Source organism: Caulobacter sp. Root487D2Y (assembly GCF_001427165.1).
Lineage (GTDB): Bacteria > Pseudomonadota > Alphaproteobacteria > Caulobacterales > Caulobacteraceae > Caulobacter.
The window spans coordinates 145,503-163,015 of sequence record NZ_LMFD01000010.1 but is presented as its reverse complement, the minus strand read 5'-3'; the positions used below and the strand labels follow the sequence as shown (position 1 = coordinate 163,015).

The 17,513-nt window shown below is 69.0% G+C and carries 21 protein-coding genes; 16 read left to right on the top strand and 5 right to left on the bottom strand.

The genetic code is table 11. The annotated features are described in order from the left end of the window. Positions 1–51: 51 nt before the first annotated feature. The 6 genes from ASD38_RS10690 to ASD38_RS10665 are packed head-to-tail and all read left to right on the top strand — an operon-like array spanning position 52 to position 4,078. Positions 52–495 carry a MarR family winged helix-turn-helix transcriptional regulator gene (locus tag ASD38_RS10690; protein WP_056440675.1) on the top strand — a complete coding sequence of 148 codons (444 nt, stop codon included), beginning with the start codon at positions 52–54 and terminating at the stop codon, positions 493–495. Continuing rightward, the gene (locus tag ASD38_RS10685; protein WP_056440677.1) at positions 492–1,262 is read left to right on the top strand and encodes an enoyl-CoA hydratase; all 771 of its coding nucleotides are present in this window, start codon (positions 492–494) and stop codon (positions 1,260–1,262) included. The genes ASD38_RS10690 and ASD38_RS10685 overlap by 4 nt, the downstream gene beginning before the upstream one ends. 1 nt (position 1,263) lies before the next feature. After that, complete coding sequence (locus tag ASD38_RS10680; protein WP_235523818.1) at positions 1,264–1,683, top strand: DUF3995 domain-containing protein; 420 nt, start codon at positions 1,264–1,266, stop codon at positions 1,681–1,683. Between the two features lie 51 nt (positions 1,684–1,734). Beyond that, on the top strand, positions 1,735–2,703 hold the full coding sequence (locus tag ASD38_RS10675) for an SDR family NAD(P)-dependent oxidoreductase (RefSeq protein ID WP_056459948.1): 969 nt from the start codon (positions 1,735–1,737) through the stop codon (positions 2,701–2,703). After that, positions 2,703–3,221: a hypothetical protein gene (locus tag ASD38_RS10670; protein ID WP_056459945.1), complete on the top strand. Its 519-nt coding sequence runs from the start codon at positions 2,703–2,705 to the stop codon at positions 3,219–3,221. Before ASD38_RS10675 ends, ASD38_RS10670 begins: the two co-directional genes overlap by 1 nt. Beyond that, positions 3,218–4,078 carry an SDR family oxidoreductase gene (locus ASD38_RS10665; protein WP_056459942.1) on the top strand — a complete coding sequence of 287 codons (861 nt, stop codon included), beginning with the start codon at positions 3,218–3,220 and terminating at the stop codon, positions 4,076–4,078. Before ASD38_RS10670 ends, ASD38_RS10665 begins: the two co-directional genes overlap by 4 nt. Before the next feature lie 147 nt (positions 4,079–4,225). Here ASD38_RS10665 and ASD38_RS10660 read toward each other — a convergent pair whose 3' ends face one another. After that, a complete protein-coding gene (locus ASD38_RS10660) occupies positions 4,226–4,561 on the bottom strand; it encodes a TfoX/Sxy family protein (RefSeq protein WP_082560731.1) in 336 nt (111 codons plus the stop codon). Here ASD38_RS10660 and ASD38_RS10655 point away from each other — a divergent pair. Beyond that, entirely contained in the window at positions 4,560–5,039 is a 480-nt protein-coding gene (locus tag ASD38_RS10655; protein ID WP_056459935.1) for a GNAT family N-acetyltransferase, read from the top strand. The two genes, ASD38_RS10660 and ASD38_RS10655, sit on opposite strands and share 2 nt — an antisense overlap. 2 nt (positions 5,040–5,041) lie before the next feature. Here ASD38_RS10655 and ASD38_RS10650 read toward each other — a convergent pair whose 3' ends face one another. Continuing rightward, the gene (locus ASD38_RS10650) at positions 5,042–6,328 is read right to left on the bottom strand and encodes an MFS transporter (RefSeq protein ID WP_056459932.1); all 1,287 of its coding nucleotides are present in this window, start codon (positions 6,326–6,328) and stop codon (positions 5,042–5,044) included. Positions 6,329–6,585: 257 nt separating this feature from the next. Between ASD38_RS10650 and ASD38_RS10645 the strand changes: the two genes are divergently transcribed. The 6 genes from ASD38_RS10645 (at position 6,586) to ASD38_RS10620 (ending at position 11,471) form a co-directional block, all read left to right on the top strand. Beyond that, on the top strand, positions 6,586–7,116 hold the full coding sequence (locus ASD38_RS10645; RefSeq protein WP_056440691.1) for a GNAT family N-acetyltransferase: 531 nt from the start codon (positions 6,586–6,588) through the stop codon (positions 7,114–7,116). A 78-nt stretch (positions 7,117–7,194) separates the two neighbouring features. Next, positions 7,195–7,788, top strand: coding sequence for a DUF1285 domain-containing protein (locus ASD38_RS10640; RefSeq protein WP_056441177.1), 594 nt, complete (start codon positions 7,195–7,197; stop codon positions 7,786–7,788). 2 nt (positions 7,789–7,790) lie between these two features. Further along, entirely contained in the window at positions 7,791–8,438 is a 648-nt protein-coding gene (locus ASD38_RS10635; protein ID WP_056441180.1) for a CoA pyrophosphatase, read from the top strand. A 137-nt stretch (positions 8,439–8,575) separates the two neighbouring features. Next, on the top strand, positions 8,576–9,829 hold the full coding sequence (locus tag ASD38_RS10630; RefSeq protein WP_156390660.1) for a CCA tRNA nucleotidyltransferase: 1,254 nt from the start codon (positions 8,576–8,578) through the stop codon (positions 9,827–9,829). Between the two features lie 227 nt (positions 9,830–10,056). Then, positions 10,057–10,764, top strand: coding sequence for a glutamine amidotransferase-related protein (locus ASD38_RS10625; RefSeq protein WP_056440700.1), 708 nt, complete (start codon positions 10,057–10,059; stop codon positions 10,762–10,764). 59 nt (positions 10,765–10,823) lie between these two features. Further along, on the top strand, positions 10,824–11,471 hold the full coding sequence (locus ASD38_RS10620; RefSeq protein WP_056440701.1) for a hypothetical protein: 648 nt from the start codon (positions 10,824–10,826) through the stop codon (positions 11,469–11,471). A gap of 4 nt (positions 11,472–11,475) precedes the next feature. Here ASD38_RS10620 and hemF read toward each other — a convergent pair whose 3' ends face one another. Continuing rightward, positions 11,476–12,348, bottom strand: a complete 873-nt coding sequence (hemF, locus tag ASD38_RS10615; protein ID WP_056440703.1) for an oxygen-dependent coproporphyrinogen oxidase — start codon at positions 12,346–12,348, stop codon at positions 11,476–11,478. Positions 12,349–13,152: 804 nt separating this feature from the next. Further along, the gene (locus ASD38_RS10610; RefSeq protein WP_056440705.1) at positions 13,153–13,614 is read right to left on the bottom strand and encodes a tRNA (cytidine(34)-2'-O)-methyltransferase; all 462 of its coding nucleotides are present in this window, start codon (positions 13,612–13,614) and stop codon (positions 13,153–13,155) included. A 204-nt stretch (positions 13,615–13,818) separates the two neighbouring features. On the opposite strand from ASD38_RS10610, the gene petA reads away from it, so the two are divergent. Genes petA through ASD38_RS10595 form a run of 3 tightly spaced genes read left to right on the top strand, consistent with a single transcriptional unit; the run spans position 13,819 to position 16,555 of the window. Next, entirely contained in the window at positions 13,819–14,370 is a 552-nt protein-coding gene (petA, locus tag ASD38_RS10605) for a ubiquinol-cytochrome c reductase iron-sulfur subunit (protein ID WP_056440707.1), read from the top strand. Positions 14,371–14,375: 5 nt separating this feature from the next. Then, positions 14,376–15,695 (top strand): cytochrome b, encoded by a 1,320-nt coding sequence (locus ASD38_RS10600; protein ID WP_056440709.1) that lies wholly within the window; start codon positions 14,376–14,378, stop codon positions 15,693–15,695. Between the two features lie 5 nt (positions 15,696–15,700). Continuing rightward, positions 15,701–16,555, top strand: a complete 855-nt coding sequence (locus ASD38_RS10595) for a cytochrome c1 (RefSeq protein ID WP_056440711.1) — start codon at positions 15,701–15,703, stop codon at positions 16,553–16,555. A 64-nt stretch (positions 16,556–16,619) separates the two neighbouring features. On the opposite strand, the gene ASD38_RS10590 is transcribed toward ASD38_RS10595, so the two are convergent. Further along, positions 16,620–17,384: a hypothetical protein gene (locus tag ASD38_RS10590; RefSeq protein WP_056459926.1), complete on the bottom strand. Its 765-nt coding sequence runs from the start codon at positions 17,382–17,384 to the stop codon at positions 16,620–16,622. Positions 17,385–17,513: the final 129 nt, after the last annotated feature.

Here is a 17,513-nt window from a genome sequence, read left to right as displayed (position 1 = left end):
AAAGTCGAAACATTCGTTTGATATTTCGTGCGCGAATTATAACCTCGCCCCATGACCACGCCTCCCGACCGCCGCCTGGTGTTCCTGCTCAACGTCGCGCACCGCAGGGTGCAGCGCTACGTCGAGGCCAAGATGGCCGCCAAGGGCGGGCTGACCGCCGCCCAGTCCGGGGCCCTGTTCGTGCTGGGCCAGAAGGACGGCGCCCTGATCGGCGAGGCCGCCGAGGCGCTGGACCTGGCCCCTTCGGCCATGACCGGCCTGGTCGACCGCATGGTCCGCGCCGAGCTGGTCGAGCGCCGGCCCGACCCCAAGGACGGCCGCGCCTTCCGCCTGCACCTGACGCCCCACGGCGAGGCGGCCCGCGAGGAGGCCAAGGCGGGGGTCGAGGGCCTGAACGCCCACCTCACCGACGGTTTCACGGACGACGAGATCGCCGTGGTGTCGCGCTGGCTGGCCAGCCTGCAATCGAAGTTCCCCAAAGGAGACCCCTCATGACCGACTACGTCCAAGTCGCCGTGGACGCCGGCGTGATGACCATCACCTTGGCCCGTCCGGACAAGAAGAACGCCCTGTCCAACGCCATGTACGGCGTGCTGGCCGACAGCCTGGAGCGGGCCGAGACCGATCCGTCCGTGCGGGTGGTGGTGTTCCAGGCCGACGGCGACAGCTTCAGCGCCGGCAACGACCTGCAGGACTTCACCGCCCAGGCCACCGGCGCCTTCACCGGCGAGCGCCATGTGATGCGGTTCCTGAAGAACCTGGCCAAGGCCACCCGGCCGCTGGTCGCCGCCGTCCAGGGCCAGGCCGTGGGCGTGGGCACGACCATGCTGCTGCATTGCGACCTGGTGTTCACCAGCCCCGACGCCAGGCTGACCGTGCCGTTCGTCAACCTGGCCCTGGTGCCGGAAGCCGCCTCCAGCCTGCTGCTGCCGGCCCGCATCGGTCACGCCCGCGCCTACGCCATGTTCGCTCTGGGCGAGGCGGTGAGCGGCGAGACGGCCGCCGCCTGGGGCCTCGCGAACGCCTGCGTGCCGCTGGCCGACCTGCGCGCCAGGGCCCGGGCCGCCGCCGACCAGCTGGCCAAGCGTCCGCTGGGCGCCCTGACCGTCACCAAGAGCCTGATGCGCGACGCCGAGACGATCTCGGCCCTGATGGACAAGGAAGGCGAGCTGTTCGCCGCCCGTCTGCAGACCGCCGAGGCCCGCGAGGCCTTCATGGCCTTCGCCGAGCGCCGCGCGCCGGACTTCAGCAAGGTCGGCTGAAGTGGCCCTGGCCCTCGCCCTGATCCTGGCGGCGGCGCTGTTCGCCTTGGCGGGAATCCACCTCTACTGGGCGTTCGGCGGACGGTGGCCAGGGCATGACGAGGCCTCGATGGTCGAGCATGTCGTCGGCCGCACGCGCGGCATGCGCGCGCCGAGCCTGGCCTCTGGCGTCGCGGTCGCCCTGGCCCTGGCGGCGGGCGGCGCCCTGGTCGCGGCGACCCTGGTTTCGACCCCGTGGGACACGGCGTTGAAGGTCGCGCGCTGGGGGCTGTTCGCGGTGTTCGCCGGTCGAGGCCTGGCGACCTACGTCCCGCCCGTCTTCCGCTATGCCGAGGGCACGCCGTTCGCGACGCTCAACCGCCGCGCTTACGGGCCGCTGTGCCTGGCGATCGCCCTGGGGCTTCTGATCCTGCAGCTGTAGCCCCAGTCACGACCACAAGGTCACAACGATAAAATCAAAGGGAGCGAACACATGGTCGACCGCATCAAATCGCCCTTCGGGGCCTTCACGGACGCGCGCGCCGTCGTCGCCGGCCACGACCTGACCGGCAAGGTCGCCATCGTCACCGGCGGGGCCACCGGCATCGGCGTCGAGACCGCCCGCGCCCTGGCCGAGGCCGGGGCCGAGGTGGTGATCGCCGTGCGCAAGCCGGACCTGGCCGAGGCGGCCGTCGCCGACATCCGGAAGACCGCGAAGGGCGAGGTGTCGTGGTCGATGCTGGACCTCTCCAGCTTCAAGTCGATCCGCGCCTTCGCCGAACGCTGGGGCGACCGGCCGCTGAACATCCTGATCAACAACGCCGGGGTCATGGCCTGCCCGCTCGCCTATACCGAGGACGGGCTGGAGATGCAGATCGGCACCAACCACTTCGGCCACTTCCTGCTGTCGGTGCTCCTGGCCCCGAACCTGGTCGCCGGGGCCAGACAGTCGGGCAAGACCTCGCGCCTGGTGTCGCTGTCGTCGATCGGCCATCGCCGCGCGCCGATGAACTTCGACGACCCGCACTTCCGTTCGCACCCGTACGAGAAATGGGAGAGCTACGGCCAGGCCAAGACCGCCAACGCCCTCTTCGCCGTCGGCTTCAACAGGCGCTTCAAGGACCAGGGCGTCACCGCCAACGCGGTGATGCCGGGCGGCATCTTCACCCCGCTGCAGCGCCACCTGCCGATCGAGGAGCAGAAGGCGATGGGCTGGCTCGACGACGACGGCAAGCCGCGCGCGGGTTTCAAGACCCCCGAGCAAGGCGCCTCGACCAGCGTCTGGGCCGCCGTGGGCGACGAGCTGGAGGGGCGGGGCGGGCTCTATCTGGAGGACCTGGCCCAGGCCGCTCCCTGGAGCAAGGACCATCCCTGGGCGGGCGTCATGCCCCACGCCCTGGACCCCGAGGCGGCCGAACGCCTCTGGACCCTGTCGGTCGAAACCACCGGCGCGGGGGCCTGATGCGGCAGCAGACCATCTGGCGGCTGGCCGGCCTGGCCGCCGTCCTGGGCGGGACGATCGACCTGTTCGGCCCGCTGCTCTATCCGCACCTGGCCGAGCCGGTCCGGCTGTCGACCTATGTGCTGATCGACGTGCTGCTGCTGTTCGGCATGCTGGGGGTGCAGTCGGTGGCCGGACGGGTCATGGGCTGGCCGGGGCTGGTCGGCTTCGTGATCGCCGTGAGCGGCGTCCTGCTGGTCCGCAGTTCGGCGGCCGGAATCTGGGGCGCGGCGTCCTACACCGTGGCCTCGGCGGTCTGGTCGATCGGCATGGTCGTGGTCGGGGCGGCGCTGCTGGCCGGGAAGGGACCGTTCCGCGCGCCAGCGGCCCTGTGGATCGCCGCCTTCGTCATTGGCCTTGCCGGTCTGGCGCTGAAGGATCAGGGTCTGGCCCATCGCCTGGCCGGCTGGTGCTTCGCCCTGGGCTTCGTCGCCGCCGGCGTCATCCTGGCCAGAACCGCATCGAGAGCAGAAGCATGACCAGCCTTTCCGGCAAGACCCTGTTCATCACCGGCGCCTCGCGCGGCATCGGCCTGGCCATCGCCCTGCGCGCGGCCCGCGACGGGGCCAATATCGTCATCGCCGCCAAGACGGCGCAGGCCCATCCCAAGCTGCCGGGCACCATCTACACCGCCGCCGCCGAGATCGAGGCGGCCGGCGGCAAGGCCCTGCCGCTGGTGGTCGACGTGCGCGAGGAGGCCAGCGTCCAGTCGGCCGTCGACAAGGCGGTCGAGACGTTCGGCGGCATCGACATCTGCGTGAACAACGCCTCGGCGATCTCGCTCACCGGCACCCTGTCGACCGACATGAAGCGCTACGACCTGATGCACCAGATCAACGGGCGGGGCACGTTCCTGACCTCGAAGATCTGCCTGCCGCACCTGAAGAAGGCGGCCAACCCGCACATTCTGGCCCTGTCGCCGCCGCTGGACATCAAGCCCCGCTGGTTCGCGCCGCACGTCGCCTATTCGATGGCCAAGTACAATATGAGCCTGTGCATGCTGGGCATGGCCGAGGAGTTCCGCGCCGACGGCGTGGCCTGCAACGCCCTGTGGCCGCGCACCGCCATCGCCACCGCCGCCATCCAGTTCGCCCTGACCGGCGAGGAAGGCCTCAAGCACTGCCGCACGGTCGAGATCATGGCCGACGCGGCGCACGCGATCTTCTGCAAGCCGTCGCGGGAATTCACCGGCCAGTTCGTGATCGACGACACGTTCCTGTACGGCGAGGGCGTGCGCGACTTCGACCCGTACCGCGTCGATCCGACCGCCACCCTGATGCCCGACTTCTTCGTGCCGGAGGACAGCGTCCCGCCGCCGGGGGTGGTGATCGGGTAACCCACTCTCCGCTCATCCCGGCGAATGCCGGGACCCAGATGGAATGGCTTTAAGGCTGACGCCAAAGGCGCCGAGCTTTTCCAATCCGCCACACCGTCATGGGATCTGGGTCCCGGCATTCGCCGGGATGAGCGGATTTTTTGGGATCTATTTCGGCTTGCGCGCTTTCCGCGCCGCCGCCACCGCGATCGACCGCCGCGCCCAGTCGACCATCAGGTCCGGATCGTCCAGCGCCTCGGCCGGGGCGGTCCAGTAGGCCATCGGGCTCATGCCGAACGGCGCGAACTGGGTGCTGCCGGCGGCTTCGAAGTCAGGACGCAGGGCGTCGTCGCCCTTGAGGTACAGGGTGTCGTCGTCGATCAGGGCGAAGAACAGCCCTTGGGCGTAGAGCCCGACTCCGCCGAACATCTTGCGCGAGGTCAGCGGTCCGACCGGGGCCAGCTGTTCGAGCACGAAATCCAGATAGTCCGAAGAGACCGCCATGCCTGTATCCATTCGCCCCGCCGTCGCGACAGACAGCGCTCTGATCTATCGGTTCATTCGCGATCTGGCGGAATACGAAAAACTACTCAGTACGGTGGAGGCCACGGAAGACGACGTGACCGCCGCTCTGTTCGGCGAAACGCCCAGGGTCTTCTGCGACATCGCCGAGATCGACGGCCAGCCTGTCGGGTTCGCGCTGTGGTTCTACAACTTCTCGACCTTCGTCGGCCGGCACGGGATCTATCTGGAGGACCTGTTCGTGCGCCCCGAGGCGCGAGGCTCCGGCGCGGGCAGGGCCCTGCTGGCCGGCCTGGCCCGACGCTGCCTGGACGAGAAGCTGGGTCGGCTGGAATGGGCCGTGCTGGACTGGAACGCCCCGTCGATCGCCTTCTATGACAGCCTGGGCGCGGCGGCGATGGACGACTGGATCGTGCGGCGGATGACGGGCGAGGCGTTGCGGAGATTGGCGGGGGTCTAGCCCTATGCCAGCCGGTCCGCCTTGCGCAGTTCGGGGAACATCTTGGCCCACGCCCCGGTCACGATCAGCGCCCCGACGCCGCCGAACACCGCCGCGCCCACCGGGCCCAGGAACCGCGCCGCGACGCCGCTCTCGAACTCGCCCAGCTCGTTGGAGGCGCTGATGAACAGGCCCGAGACGGCGGCGACGCGGCCGCGCATCGGGTCGGGCGTGACCAGTTGCACTAGGGTCTGGCGGATATAGACCGAGACCATGTCGGCCCCGCCCAGCACGACCAGGGCGGCCACCGACAGCCAGGTCCATTTCGACAGGCCGAACACCACCGTCGCCGCGCCGAACACGGCCACGGCGCCGAACATCAGCAGGCCCGCGCGGCGGCGGATCTGATGGCTGGCCAGGAAGACCGCCACTAGGGTCGCGCCCACGGCGGGGGCGGCGCGCAGGATTCCGAAGCCCTCGGCGCCGACGTGCAGCACGTCGCGGGCGAAGACCGGCAGCAGGGCGGTGGCCCCGCCCAGCAGCACGGCGAACAGGTCCAGCGAGATCGAGCCGAAGACGATCTTGTTGTCCCAGGTGTAGGCCAGGCCCTCCTTGATCAGGGTCCAGCGCGAGCCCGGCTGCACGACCGGCTTGGTCGATTGGCGGATGAAGGTCAGCAGCAGGCCGCCCAGCAGGAACAGGCCCACCGACGCCCCGAAGGCCGTGGCCGGCGAGATCGCGCACAGCAGGCCGCCCAGGGCCGGGCCGATGATCGAGGCGCTCTGCCAGGACAGCGAGTTCCAGGCGATGGCGCGCGGCAGCAGCGGGCGCGGCACCAGCATCGGGCCCATGGCGCTGGAGGCCGGCGACAGGAAGGCGCGGCCGGCCCCGAACAGCACGGCGATGGCGAAGATCGGCCAAAGCGCCGTGTGTCCCGACCAGGCCAGCAGCCCCAGGCCCGCGGCGCACAGGACGTCGACGCCGATCGCGGCGGTCACGATCATCTTTCGGTCATGGCGGTCGGCGGTTTCGCCGGCGGTCAGGGTCAGGAAGAACAGCGGGATGAACTGGGCCAGGCCCACCATGCCCAGCAGGAAGGCCCCCTGGCCCTCGTTGTGTCCGGTCTCGCGGGCCAGGGTGTAGACCTGCCAGCCGATCGTCACCGCCTGGATCTGCACCGCCAGGGTGGCGACGAAGCGCGCGGCCCAGAAGAACACGAAGTCGGTCTGCTTGAGCAGGGCGCGCATCGAGGTGTCCGCCACTTCGAGAGCCGAAGGGACGGAGTCGGGGTCGGGGGGGAGGTCGGTCATCGGCGCGGACCATGTCCCCGAGCGAGCGTCACCGCAATCGAGTTTGTTTGATGCGACAGTTGATTTCATTGACGCCAGGCGCCCCAGGCCCTATTTCGCGCCCCTCTGAACGGAAGGAAGCGCCGCCATGCGACGCCTGCGACGAACCTGCGCCGCGCGGACCGGAGTCCGCGTCTGAACGCCCCGGAAGCGGCCGTCTCGGCCGCGTCACGATCCGGGGCTATGCCCCTTTTCGTGTCTTGGATCGTTTAGCGCCCATGTCGTTTTCCGCCGTCGCCTCTTCGCCGCCGCCTCCCGGCCTGGCCCCCTCCCTCCTGATCGAGCGGCCCGAGCACGCCCGCGCCGTCGAGGTGCTGGTCGACCGCGCCTTCGGCCCCGGCCGGTTCGCCAAGTCCTCCGAGCGCCTGCGCGAGGGCAACCATAAGCTCGACGACTGCTCGTTCGTGGCCCTGCACGAAGGCCGGGTGATCGGCAGCGTGCGCCTTTGGCCGGTCACGGTGGGCGGCCAGCCCGTCGCCTTCCTCGGCCCGCTGGCCGTCGACGCCGACGAGCGCAAGCACGGCCTGGGCCAGGCCCTGGTCGAAGCCGCCTGCGAGGCCGCCGCCAAGGCCGGCTGGCGCGCGGTGCTGCTGGTCGGCGACGCCCCCTATTTCGGCCGCGTCGGCTTCTCGGCCGCGCCCGCCGCCCGCGCGGTCATGCCCGGACCGGCCGACCAGCGCCGGGTTCTGGTCAAGGCCCTGGTCGAGGGCGGGGATCAAGGCCTGGTCGGGCCGATCCGCATCCGCTGAAGGTTCCCTAGGTCCTCCCCCCGCGAGGGAGGGCAAGCGAGCCTTGAGCCCGAGCCCGGCTTGGCCTACCTGAACCCCATGACCGTCGATCCCACATCTTCCGGCCTCGCGGGCGTCACCGCCGCCGCCAAGGAAGCGGGCCAGCGGGGCCTGCCGCCGGTGCATCTGTGGCATCCGACCCATTGCGGCGACATCGACATCCGCATCCGCAAGGACGGGGTCTGGTTCCACGAGGGCACGCCGATCGGCCGCGAGGCGCTGGTGCGGCTGTTCTCGACCGTGCTGCGGCTCGATCCGGACGGCTATCACCTGGTCACCCCGGTCGAGAAGCTGAAGATCCAGGTCGAGGACGCGCCTTTTATCGCCACTCGCGTGGACGCATTGCCAAGCAAGGACGGGGTGGGCGATACGCTCCGCTTCGAGACCAATGTCGGCGACGTGGTCGAGGCGGGACCGGACAACGCCATCCGGGTCGAGACCGACCCGGCGACCGGCGAGCCCCGGCCCTATCTGCACGTGCGGCGCGGGCTGGAGGCGCTGATCGCCCGGCCGGTGTTCTACGAACTGGCCGAGCTGGCCGCCGAGCGCGACACGCCGGACGGGCCGCGCCTGGGCGTGACCTCGAACGGCGCCTGGTTCCCGATCGCCCCGGTCGGGGCGCATCGCGGATGACCCTGAGCCGTGAAGAGCGTCGGGCCTGGATCGTCAGCAAACTCGATCCGATCGGCGGCTACGATCCCAGCCTGGACGCGGCCCGCTCGGACTTCGACCTCAATCCCGGCCTGCGGCCCGACAATCCCCACGCCCTGCGGCCGGCCGCGGTGCTGGTCGGGCTGGTCGAGCGCGAGGCGGGCATGACCGTGCTGCTGACCCGCCGATCCGACACCCTGCGCAGCCACACCGGCCAGATCGCCTTTCCCGGCGGCCGCTGCGATCCCGGCGAGACGCCGTGGGAGACCGCGCTGCGCGAGGCCCAGGAAGAGGTGAACCTCGACCCGTCCTTCGTCACCCTGGCCGGCCTGCTGCACGGCTATCGCACGGTGACCGGCTTCCATGTGACGCCGGTGGTGGGCTTCATCGACCCGGCCGCCACCTTCGAGCCCTGCCCCGACGAGGTGGCCGACGTGTTCGAGACGCCGTTCGCGTTCCTGATGGATCCGGGCAACCACCAGCGCCAGCACCGCGACCTGCCGGACGGCGAGCGGCGGTTCTTCTACGCCATGCCGTGGAACGAGCGGTTCATCTGGGGCGCGACGGCGGGCATGCTGCGGGGGCTGTACGAACGCCTGCACGCGCCGGACGAAACGCCGGATTCCCCTTAGTCCCGCCAAGGCCTCCGCAGCGTAAACCACGGAAGAATCTATAGTTAAGCTTATCAACGGGCTTGTTCGCCCGCGATAATCGTCTGAAATGCCTCGCCCCGAATGCCGGGGCATGTTGCGTACCGCGGGGGACTAGCGTGAGCACCGAGACAATAGGCGTGGCGCCGTGGATGGCGCTGCCGGAGACCCAGGCGGTGATCGCCGCGCTCGAGGCCCGGGGCTTCCCCGGCTGCGCGCGGTTCGTGGGCGGCTGCGTGCGCAACACCCTGATGGGCAAGCCCATCGACGACATCGACATCGCCACCACCCTGACCCCCGACCAGGTGATCGAGGCGCTGGGCGAGGCGGGGCTGCGCGCCATCCCCACTGGCGTCGACCATGGCACCGTCACGGCCATCTCGGGTGGGCGGCCTTACGAGATCACCACCCTGCGCCGCGACGTCTCGACCGACGGCCGCCGGGCGGTGGTGTCGTTCACCCAGGACTGGGACCAGGACGCGGAGCGCCGCGATTTCCGCTTCAACGCCCTTTATGTCGACATCCACGGCCGGCTCTACGATCCGACCGGCGAGGGGGTGAACGACGCGCGTGACGGGCGGGTGGTGTTCGTCGGCGATCCGATGACCCGGATCCGCGAGGACTATCTGCGCATCCTGCGCTTCTTCCGCTTCCACGCCTGGTACGGCAAGGGCGACGCCGACCAGAAGGCCCTGGCCGCCTGCAAGGCGCTGAAGGGCATGGTCGAGGGCCGCGCCGCCGAGCGCACCCAGAAGGAGCTGTTGAAGCTGCTGGCGGCCGAGGATCCGCGCCCCGCGCTGCGGCTGATGGCGGCCACCGGCGTGCTGTCCTCGATCCTGCCGTTCGTGAAGTCCCTGGCCCGTTTCGAAGGGCTGATGGCCATCGAGACCGAGCAGCTGTTCGAGAACGATCCCGAGCTGCGCCTGGCGGCCCTGATTCCCGACGATCCCAAGATCGCCGAGCAGATGGCCGAGCGGTTGCGGCTGTCCAACGCCCTGAAGGAGCGGCTGGTCGAGGCGGTCGGCAAGTCGCCGCGCGTCGTCAGCTGGATGAGCCCGCGCGAAATCCGCCGCGCGGTCTACGCCCTGGGCCTGAAGACCTTCAGCGATCGGGTCAAGCTGGCCTGGGCGGCCGCCAGCCGGTCGGCGACCACGCCGCAATGGCGCGGCCTGCTGGCCCTGGGCGAGAGCTGGACGCCCCCGGCCTTCCCCCTGAGCGGCGAGGACATTCTCAAGGCCGGCGTGCCCAAGGGCCCGATGGTCGGCGAGGTGATGCGCGAGGTCGAGATCTGGTGGATCGACCAGGACTTCATCGAGGACAAGTTCTCGGCCATCGAGCGGCTGAAGGCCGTGGCCCAGGGGATGGCGTTCTAGAGGGGCTGATCAAGCCTCTCCCACGGGCCGTCATTCCGCCCTTGTGGCGGGAAACCCTCCATCCGTCGCAGGGGCAGGGGGGGGGGCGCGCCGGCGCGCCAAGGCGCTTCACCGTCGGCTGAACCAGGGGTTCCCGCCACAAGGGCGGGAATGACGGCTGAAAGGGTGGTTGAACTGGGTCGCGCGTGACCACAAATGCCCGTCAGCCCCGGTGGAGACCCATGCCCATGAAGATCGGCTTGCTCGAGACCGGCGAACCGCCCGAGGCGCTGCAGCCCGAGTTCGGCCGCTATGGCGCGATGTTCCAGGACCTGCTGGGGCCCGGTCACGACTATGTCGTCTACGACGTGCAGGCGGGGGCCCTGCCCGCCGATCCGGCCGAGTGCGAGGCCTATATCGTCACTGGCTCGTCGGCGGGGGTCTATGACGACCTGCCGTGGATCGAACCGCTGAAGTCCTTCCTGGTCGAGGTCCGGGACCGACCCCTGGTCGGAGTCTGTTTCGGCCACCAGGTCATGGCCGAGGCGTTCGGCGGCAAGGTGGTGAAGTCCGACAAGGGCTGGGGCGTTGGCCTGCACGTCTACGATGTCGCCGAGTTCCAGCCCTGGATGGACTTTGGAATGGATGGGGACGCCAAGGTCGCCGTCCCCGCCTCGCACCAGGACCAGGTGGTCGAGATCCCGCCGGGGGCCCGGGCCGTGGCCGGCAGCGCCTTCACCCCGGCCGGCGTGCTGGTCTATGACGACCGGCCGGCGATCTCGATGCAGTTCCATCCCGAGTTCGACCCGGCCTATGCCCGCGCCCTGATCGAGGCCCGGCGCGGCAGCCGCTTCACCGACGCCCAGGCCGACGCGGCCATCGCCAGCCTGGGCGGCGTCGACGATCGGGCGCGGGTCGCCGGCTGGATCGAGGCCTTTCTCGCCCACGAGGCCTGAAATCAGGCAACCTGGACCGCTAGCCAGCCGTTCCGGCTGAAACGCGGGAGACCAGGACCATGAGAGCTGTCGCCATCGTGCTTGCCGCCGGTTCGCTGATGGTCGGCGGAGCGCTGCTGTCCAGCGTTGGAGCGGCCGCCCCCGCCGCACCGCCCGCGGCGCCGGTCGAAACCCTCAAGAGCGTCGCCGATTTCACCTCGATCCAGGACCCGGCCGCCCGCTCGGTGGCCCTGTTCACCGAGGCTGGCAAAGTGATCAACAGCCCGCGCTGCATGAATTGCCATCCGGTCCAGCGCGCCCCGACCCAGGGCGACAATCGCCATCCGCACAACCCGCCGATGGTGGCCGGCCAGAGCGGTCACGGACCCGTCGGCCTGTCCTGCGCGTCCTGCCACGGCCCGGCCAATTTCGCGACCTGGGGCCAGGACATCAAGTCGATCCCCGGCGATCCGAAATGGGCCCTGGCCCCGGTCGAGATGGCTTGGCAGGGCAAGTCGCTGGGCGCGATCTGCGCCCAGATCAAGAACCCGGCCAAGAACGGCGGCCGCTCGCTGGCCGAGCTGCATCACCACATGGCGCAGGACCACCTGGTCGGCTGGGCCTGGAATCCAGGCGACGGCCGCCGGCCCGCGCCGGGGACGCAGGCCCAGTTCGGCGAACTGGTGAAGGCCTGGATCGATACGGGCGCGAAATGTCCTAAGGCCTAGGGCCCTACGGCCACTTCACCGCGGGCGGCATCGAGCTGAGGATCGACTCGACGTTGCCGCCGGTCTTCAGGCCGAACATCGTGCCGCGGTCGTAGAGCAGATTGAACTCCACATAGCGGCCGCGCTGCACCAGCTGCTGCTCGCGCTCCTCGGGCGTCCAGGCCTCGCCCATCCGGCGGCGAACCAGCTCGGGGTAGATTTCCAGGAACGCCTTGCCGACATCCTGGGTGAAGGCGAAGTCGCGGGCCCAGTCGCCGCTGTCGTGGTGATCGTAGAAGATCCCGCCGACGCCGCGCGGCTCGTTGCGATGAGGCAGGAAGAAGTACTCGTCGCACCAGGCCTTGTACTTGGCGTGCCAGGTCGGGTCATGGGCGTCGCAGGCCCGCTGGTAGGCGGCGTGGAAGTCGACGGCGTCGGGAAAGTCCTGCCGGCGCTGGTAACCGAGCAGGGGCGTCAGGTCGCCGCCGCCGCCAAACCAGGTCTTGGTGGTGGCGATGAAGCGGGTGTTCATGTGCACGGCCGGCACACGCGGATTGGTCATGTGGGCGATCAGGCTGATGCCGGTGGCGAAGAACCGCGGGTCTTCCTCGGCGCCGGGCATGTTTTTCGCCATCTCCGGCGTGAAGGTCCCGAAAACCGTCGAGACGTGGACGCCGACCTTCTCGAACAGGCGGCCGTGCATCATCGACATCACCCCGCCGCCGCCGGCCTCGCGGTCCCAGGGCTTGCGGACGAAACGGCCGGGCTCGCCGGCGTAGAGGTCGTCGGGGGCTTCGTCCTCCAGCCGTTCGAATTCCGCGCAGATCTGGTCGCGCAGGCTTTCGAACCAGGCGCGGGCCGTGGCTTTTTTCTGGTCGAGGTTCAGGGCGTCGGTCATGGCCAAGCCGATTAAGCGTTCGCCGCGCGCGGCGCAAATACGCAGGAGCGCGTAGAGGCCAACCGCGTCGCGCCTTGCTTCCGATCAACTGGGGGGATTGGGAATGTCTAGGGGGACCCGGCCGCGTCCATCCCCGCCAGCGACGCGAAAAAACCGAGCTCTTTCAAGGCTCTGGAAAATAATCAGCGTCACCAACGCGCCAGGGTTCAAACTTCCCGCACAATAAACCCGTCCCCATCGCGGGGGAGGGCTCTTGGTACCGGCCCAAGCAGGCGATGGAGATCGAACCGAGCGGGGCCTGGCTGGCCTGGCGGGCGGATCGTCGCGGGAAGCGGGTCTCAGAAGGATCCAAGGCCCGGGGTGGATGCAAGCCGGACGGCCGGGGTCGACGGGGCCGGAAAGTTCAAACCGGCCTGTTCCAGGATCAGTCGGAGTCGCCGACGGCCCCTTCCGGGCGACCTGATCCTGCCCGTCCGAGGGGGAACGTCGATCGGGATGAAACAGGCCCTCAATCGACGTCCCTTGGTCAAAACGGTTCGGCGGAGCGGTCAGGTCTAGCCGAAACGCACATCCAAACCCACGGTCATCCGGGCTGGGCCCGGACCGCTCCGCGCCTCCCCATCATCCTTTCGGGCCATCCCGAAAGGCGACGAAGCCGTGTGTCCCAGGTCCTCCCCCCGTGGGGGAGGTGTCGGCCCAGCCGACGGAGGGGGGAGTGTTCGGAAGATGGCCAGACCTACGATCTTCGATCCCAAACCTCCCCCCACCGGCCTTCGGCCGCCTCCCCCACCAGGGGGAGGGCTTTTAAACCTCCGGAAACCCGTCCGTCTGCCGCAGCGCCTCGCCGAGCGCCATGGCCGCCGTCGTGGCCAGGTTCATCGATCGGGCCTCCGGCCGCAGAGGGATCGTCAGGCGCGAGAAGGCCGCCTCGTGAACCTCTGGTGGCGCGCCGCGGCTTTCGTTGCCGAACAACAGGGTGTCGCCCGCCTGGAACGCGAACTTATGGAACGGGGCGGTCGCCTTGGTGGTGAACAGCAGCAATCGACCCTCGCGACGTTCCGGCGCGGCGAGAAACGCTTCCCACGAGGCGTGGCGGATCATGTGGGTCAACGGACCATAATCCAGGGCCGCGCGCTTCAAGCTCTTGTCGTCCAAGGGGAAACTGCAGGGCTCGATGACGTCCAGACCCACCCCCAGGCAGGCGCCCAAACGGATCGCCGCCCCAACGTTCTGCGGAATGCCGGGTTGAAAAAGCGCGAGCCGCATTCTAAGCGAACCACCATAGAGCCAGCAGGGGCATTTGCTGCGAATCGAAAGGGCTTGCGGACTTCGTCCGCGCGTCCGATAGGACGATCCGCTTTTGCCTCTTGTGGCGAAGACCCGTTCGCGGGTCCAGACAGTATGCGCCGACAGGCGTTTCTCCAGGCCGGGCCGTCTTTGGCGGCGCGGCGGCATCGAAGGGTGACTTGGGTGGCCGACACCGCCGTGGGCGCAAAAACAGATCCGGCGCATGGGGAAGACCCCAGCCGCCGGGATTTCATCTACATCGCATCGATGGCGGTCGCCGCCGGCGGCGCGGCCGCGATCGCGTGGCCGTTCATCGACCAGATGAACCCCGCCGCCGATACGCGGGCCTTGGCCTCGATCGAGTTCGACGTGACCAAGGTGGGCGAAGGCCAGCAGGTCGTCGTCAAGTGGCGCGGCAAGCCCTTGTTCGTGCGCAACCGCACCAAGGCCGAGATCGCCAAGGCGGTCGCGGATGACAATGCGTCGATGAAGGATCCCGAAAAGGATTCGGCGCGCGTGAAGCCGGGCAAGGCCCAATGGCTGATCGTCGGCGGCAACTGCACCCACCTCGGCTGCGTCCCGACCTTCGGCGGCGGTGATTACGGCGGCTGGTTCTGCCCGTGCCACGGCTCGGTCTACGACACCTCGGGTCGCATCCGTAAGGGCCCGGCTCCGAAGAACCTGATCGTTCCGGAGTACGCCTTCCTGTCCGACACCAAGGTCAAGATCGGTTAAGCGAGATGAGCGGACATTCGACCTACGAACCCAAGACCGGTTTCGAGCGCTGGCTCGACGCCCGTCTGCCGATCGTGCGCCTGGGCTACGACAGCTTCGTCGACTACCCCACGCCGCGTAACCTGAACTACTGGTGGACCTTCGGCGGCATCCTGTCGCTGTGCCTGGCCTCGCAGCTGATCACCGGCATCATCCTGGTGATGCACTACACGCCGAGCGCCGACCACGCCTTCGCCAGCGTCGAGCACATCATGCGCGACGTGAACTACGGCTGGCTGATCCGCTACATGCACGCCAACGGCGCGTCGATGTTCTTCATCGCCGTCTACATCCACATGCTCCGCGGCCTCTACTACGGCTCCTACAAGGCGCCGCGCGAAGTGCTGTGGCTGCTGGGCTGCGTGATCTACCTGCTGATGATGGCCACGGCCTTCATGGGCTACGTCCTGCCCTGGGGCCAGATGAGCTTCCACGGCGCGGTCGTGATCACCAACCTGTTCGGCGCCCTGCCGGTCGTGGGCGAGAGCATCACCACCTGGCTGTGGGGCGGCTTCGCGGTCGACAACCCCACCCTGAACCGCTTCTTCTCGCTGCACTACCTGCTGCCCTTCATGATCGCCGGCGTGGTGATCCTGCACATCTGGGCGCTGCACGTGGTCGGCCAGAACAACCCGACCGGCGTCGAGCCGAAGTCGAAGGCCGACACCGTGCCCTTCACCCCGTACGCGACGGTGAAGGACGGGTTCGCGATGAGCGTCTTCCTGATCCTCTTCGCCTTCTTCGTCTTCTTCATGCCCAACGCCCTGGGCCACGCCGACAACTACATCCCGGCCAACCCGCTGGTGACGCCGTCGCACATCGTTCCGGAATGGTACTTCCTGCCGTTCTACGCGATCCTGCGCGCCGTTCCCGACAAGCTGATGGGCGTGCTGGCCATGTTCGGCGCCATCGCCTGCCTGTTCGCCCTGCCGTGGCTGGACCGCTCGAAGGTGCGCTCGATGCGCTACCGCCCGACCGCGAGGATCCACTTCTTCATCTTCGTGGTGGCCTGCTGCATCCTGGGCGTCTGCGGCGCCAAGCTGCCGGACGATCAGATCATTCCTGGCCTGACCACGTTCAAGGTGATGGAATCGGACCTGAACAGCTTCGTCTGGCTCAGCCGTGTCGCGGCCGCCTACTATTTCGCTTTCTTTGTGATCGTGATGCCGTTCCTGCCGCTGTCGGAAAAGACCCTGCCGGTGCCGGACTCCATCGCCTCTCCCGCCCTGTCGCATCCGGCCGCCGCGCCGGTCGAAGCGACCGCCGCGCCTGAAATGAAGGGCTGATCCCGATGCTGCGCAAACTCTCCGTCATCGCAGCGGTCGCCGGTCTCCTGACGGCCGGCGTCGCGGGTCCGGCCCTGGCCGGCCACGGCCCGCTGGAAGCCAAGGACGTCCACTGGTCGTTCGAAGGTCCGTTCGGCAGGTTCGACCAGGCCCAGCTGCAACGGGGCTACAAGGTCTATCGGGAGGTCTGCTCGGCCTGCCACTCGATGAGCCTGGTCAGCTTCCGCAACCTCGGCGACAAGGGCGGTCCGTTCTACGACGAGAAGTACCCGAACTCGAACGACAACCCGTACGTCAAGGCGATCGCCAAGGACTACGAGGTCGCCGACATCGACAACGAGACCGGCGACGCGATCAAGCGTCCGGCCACCCCGGCCGACCGCTTCCCCGCGCCGTTCGCGAACGAGGCCGCGGCCCGCGCCAGCAACGGCGGCGCCCTGCCGCCGGACATGTCGCTGCTGGCCAAGGCCCGCGAGGCCGGTCCGGCCCACATCTATTCGATCGTCACCGGCTACGTGGCGCCGCCGGCCGGCCTGAAGGTCGATCCGACGTCGCACTACAACCCGTACATGGCGGGCGACCTGACCTCGTACTGGTCGGGCAGCCACGAGCACGTGCCTCCGGGCGGCTTCATCGCCATGGCGCCGCCGCTCAAGGCCGGCCAGGTGACCTTCGACGACGGCACCCCGTCGACGCTGGACCAGCAGGCCAAGGACGTCTCGGCCTTCCTGATGTGGGCCGCCGAGCCCAAGCTGGAAGAGCGCAAGCAGACCGGTTTCGCCGTTCTGCTGTACCTGCTGCTGTTCGCGGGCCTGCTCTACGCCAGCTACCGCAAGGTCTGGAAGAACGAGTCGCACTGACCCGTTCAACAGTCTGAAGAGATCAGGGCTCGGCGGTGACGCCGGGCCCTTTTTCTTTGTCCGTCTACGGGGGCGCCGGGGCGGGGGTCAGCCACAGGCGCAGGGCCTGGGGATCCAGCCGCAGGCGATAGCCGGCCAGCACCTGGACGCCCAGGCCCCCGACCACGCCGTCGGGCAGGTCGCCGGCCACAACGGCCGGCAGGTCCTGGCGCAGAACACCGTCCAGCGACAGGCCGCGCAGGATTCCGGCCGGCTTCTGGCGCGGTCCGTCGGCGGCCCCACGAGCCCGCACCCCGCCGCCCGAGGCCGTGTCCAGGGTGAAGGGGCCGGAGACCCCCTCAAGGCCGTCGGAGGCCGCCGCGAGGATCGTGGGCACGCCGCCGATCATGGTCACTGGCAAGCCGCCGTTCTGGCCGTCCACGGCCGGTCCTGGGCGTTCCAGCCGCAGGCGGCACGGCGAGAAGTCCAGGGTCACCACATAGCGATCCAGGATGTCGGCGCCGATCACCCCGACGATCGGAGTCGAGAAGCCGACGGCGCGATAGTCCAGGCTCTGGACCACGATGGGCGCGGTCTCGACCCGCTGCCCGGCCAGGCGCACGGGCAGGGTCAGGGCGGTCTCGACATGGCCGGCGGCCTGGGCGACGTCGAGGTGCAGCAGGGTGCGCGGCGCCGACAGGTCGATCACGTAGTCGCCGGCGATCTCGCCGACCGCGGCCGGGGCCACCACCGCGCCGTTCTCGAACCAGCAGGCGGTCTCGCCCGCCAAGGCGGGGCCGCCGCGCGCCGCCAGCAGGCTCAGGAACAGCAGGGGGACGACGCGACGCATGATCCGATCCTAGCCAAGGTTTGCGTGGCGGGCGACCGCCGCGCGCGATCCGTGTGAGGCTTGACTCAGAGAACTCTGTATATCAGAGTAATCTGTATAAGCCGCTCCAACCAAGAGGTCGTCCGATGC

Coding starts and splice junctions, on each gene's coding strand:
- ASD38_RS10690 (WP_056440675.1), top strand. CDS start 52: ATGACCACGCCTCCCGACCGCCGCCTGGTGTTCCTGCTCAACGTCGCG.
- ASD38_RS10685 (WP_056440677.1), top strand. CDS start 492: ATGACCGACTACGTCCAAGTCGCCGTGGACGCCGGCGTGATGACCATC.
- ASD38_RS10675 (WP_056459948.1), top strand. CDS start 1,735: ATGGTCGACCGCATCAAATCGCCCTTCGGGGCCTTCACGGACGCGCGC.
- ASD38_RS10670 (WP_056459945.1), top strand. CDS start 2,703: ATGCGGCAGCAGACCATCTGGCGGCTGGCCGGCCTGGCCGCCGTCCTG.
- ASD38_RS10665 (WP_056459942.1), top strand. CDS start 3,218: ATGACCAGCCTTTCCGGCAAGACCCTGTTCATCACCGGCGCCTCGCGC.
- ASD38_RS10655 (WP_056459935.1), top strand. CDS start 4,560: ATGCCTGTATCCATTCGCCCCGCCGTCGCGACAGACAGCGCTCTGATC.
- ASD38_RS10660 (WP_082560731.1), bottom strand. CDS start 4,561: ATGGCGGTCTCTTCGGACTATCTGGATTTCGTGCTCGAACAGCTGGCC.
- ASD38_RS10650 (WP_056459932.1), bottom strand. CDS start 6,328: ATGACCGACCTCCCCCCCGACCCCGACTCCGTCCCTTCGGCTCTCGAA.
- ASD38_RS10645 (WP_056440691.1), top strand. CDS start 6,586: ATGTCGTTTTCCGCCGTCGCCTCTTCGCCGCCGCCTCCCGGCCTGGCC.
- ASD38_RS10640 (WP_056441177.1), top strand. CDS start 7,195: ATGACCGTCGATCCCACATCTTCCGGCCTCGCGGGCGTCACCGCCGCC.
- ASD38_RS10625 (WP_056440700.1), top strand. CDS start 10,057: ATGAAGATCGGCTTGCTCGAGACCGGCGAACCGCCCGAGGCGCTGCAG.
- ASD38_RS10620 (WP_056440701.1), top strand. CDS start 10,824: ATGAGAGCTGTCGCCATCGTGCTTGCCGCCGGTTCGCTGATGGTCGGC.
- hemF (WP_056440703.1), bottom strand. CDS start 12,348: ATGACCGACGCCCTGAACCTCGACCAGAAAAAAGCCACGGCCCGCGCC.
- ASD38_RS10610 (WP_056440705.1), bottom strand. CDS start 13,614: ATGCGGCTCGCGCTTTTTCAACCCGGCATTCCGCAGAACGTTGGGGCG.
- ASD38_RS10600 (WP_056440709.1), top strand. CDS start 14,376: ATGAGCGGACATTCGACCTACGAACCCAAGACCGGTTTCGAGCGCTGG.
- ASD38_RS10595 (WP_056440711.1), top strand. CDS start 15,701: ATGCTGCGCAAACTCTCCGTCATCGCAGCGGTCGCCGGTCTCCTGACG.
- ASD38_RS10590 (WP_056459926.1), bottom strand. CDS start 17,384: ATGCGTCGCGTCGTCCCCCTGCTGTTCCTGAGCCTGCTGGCGGCGCGC.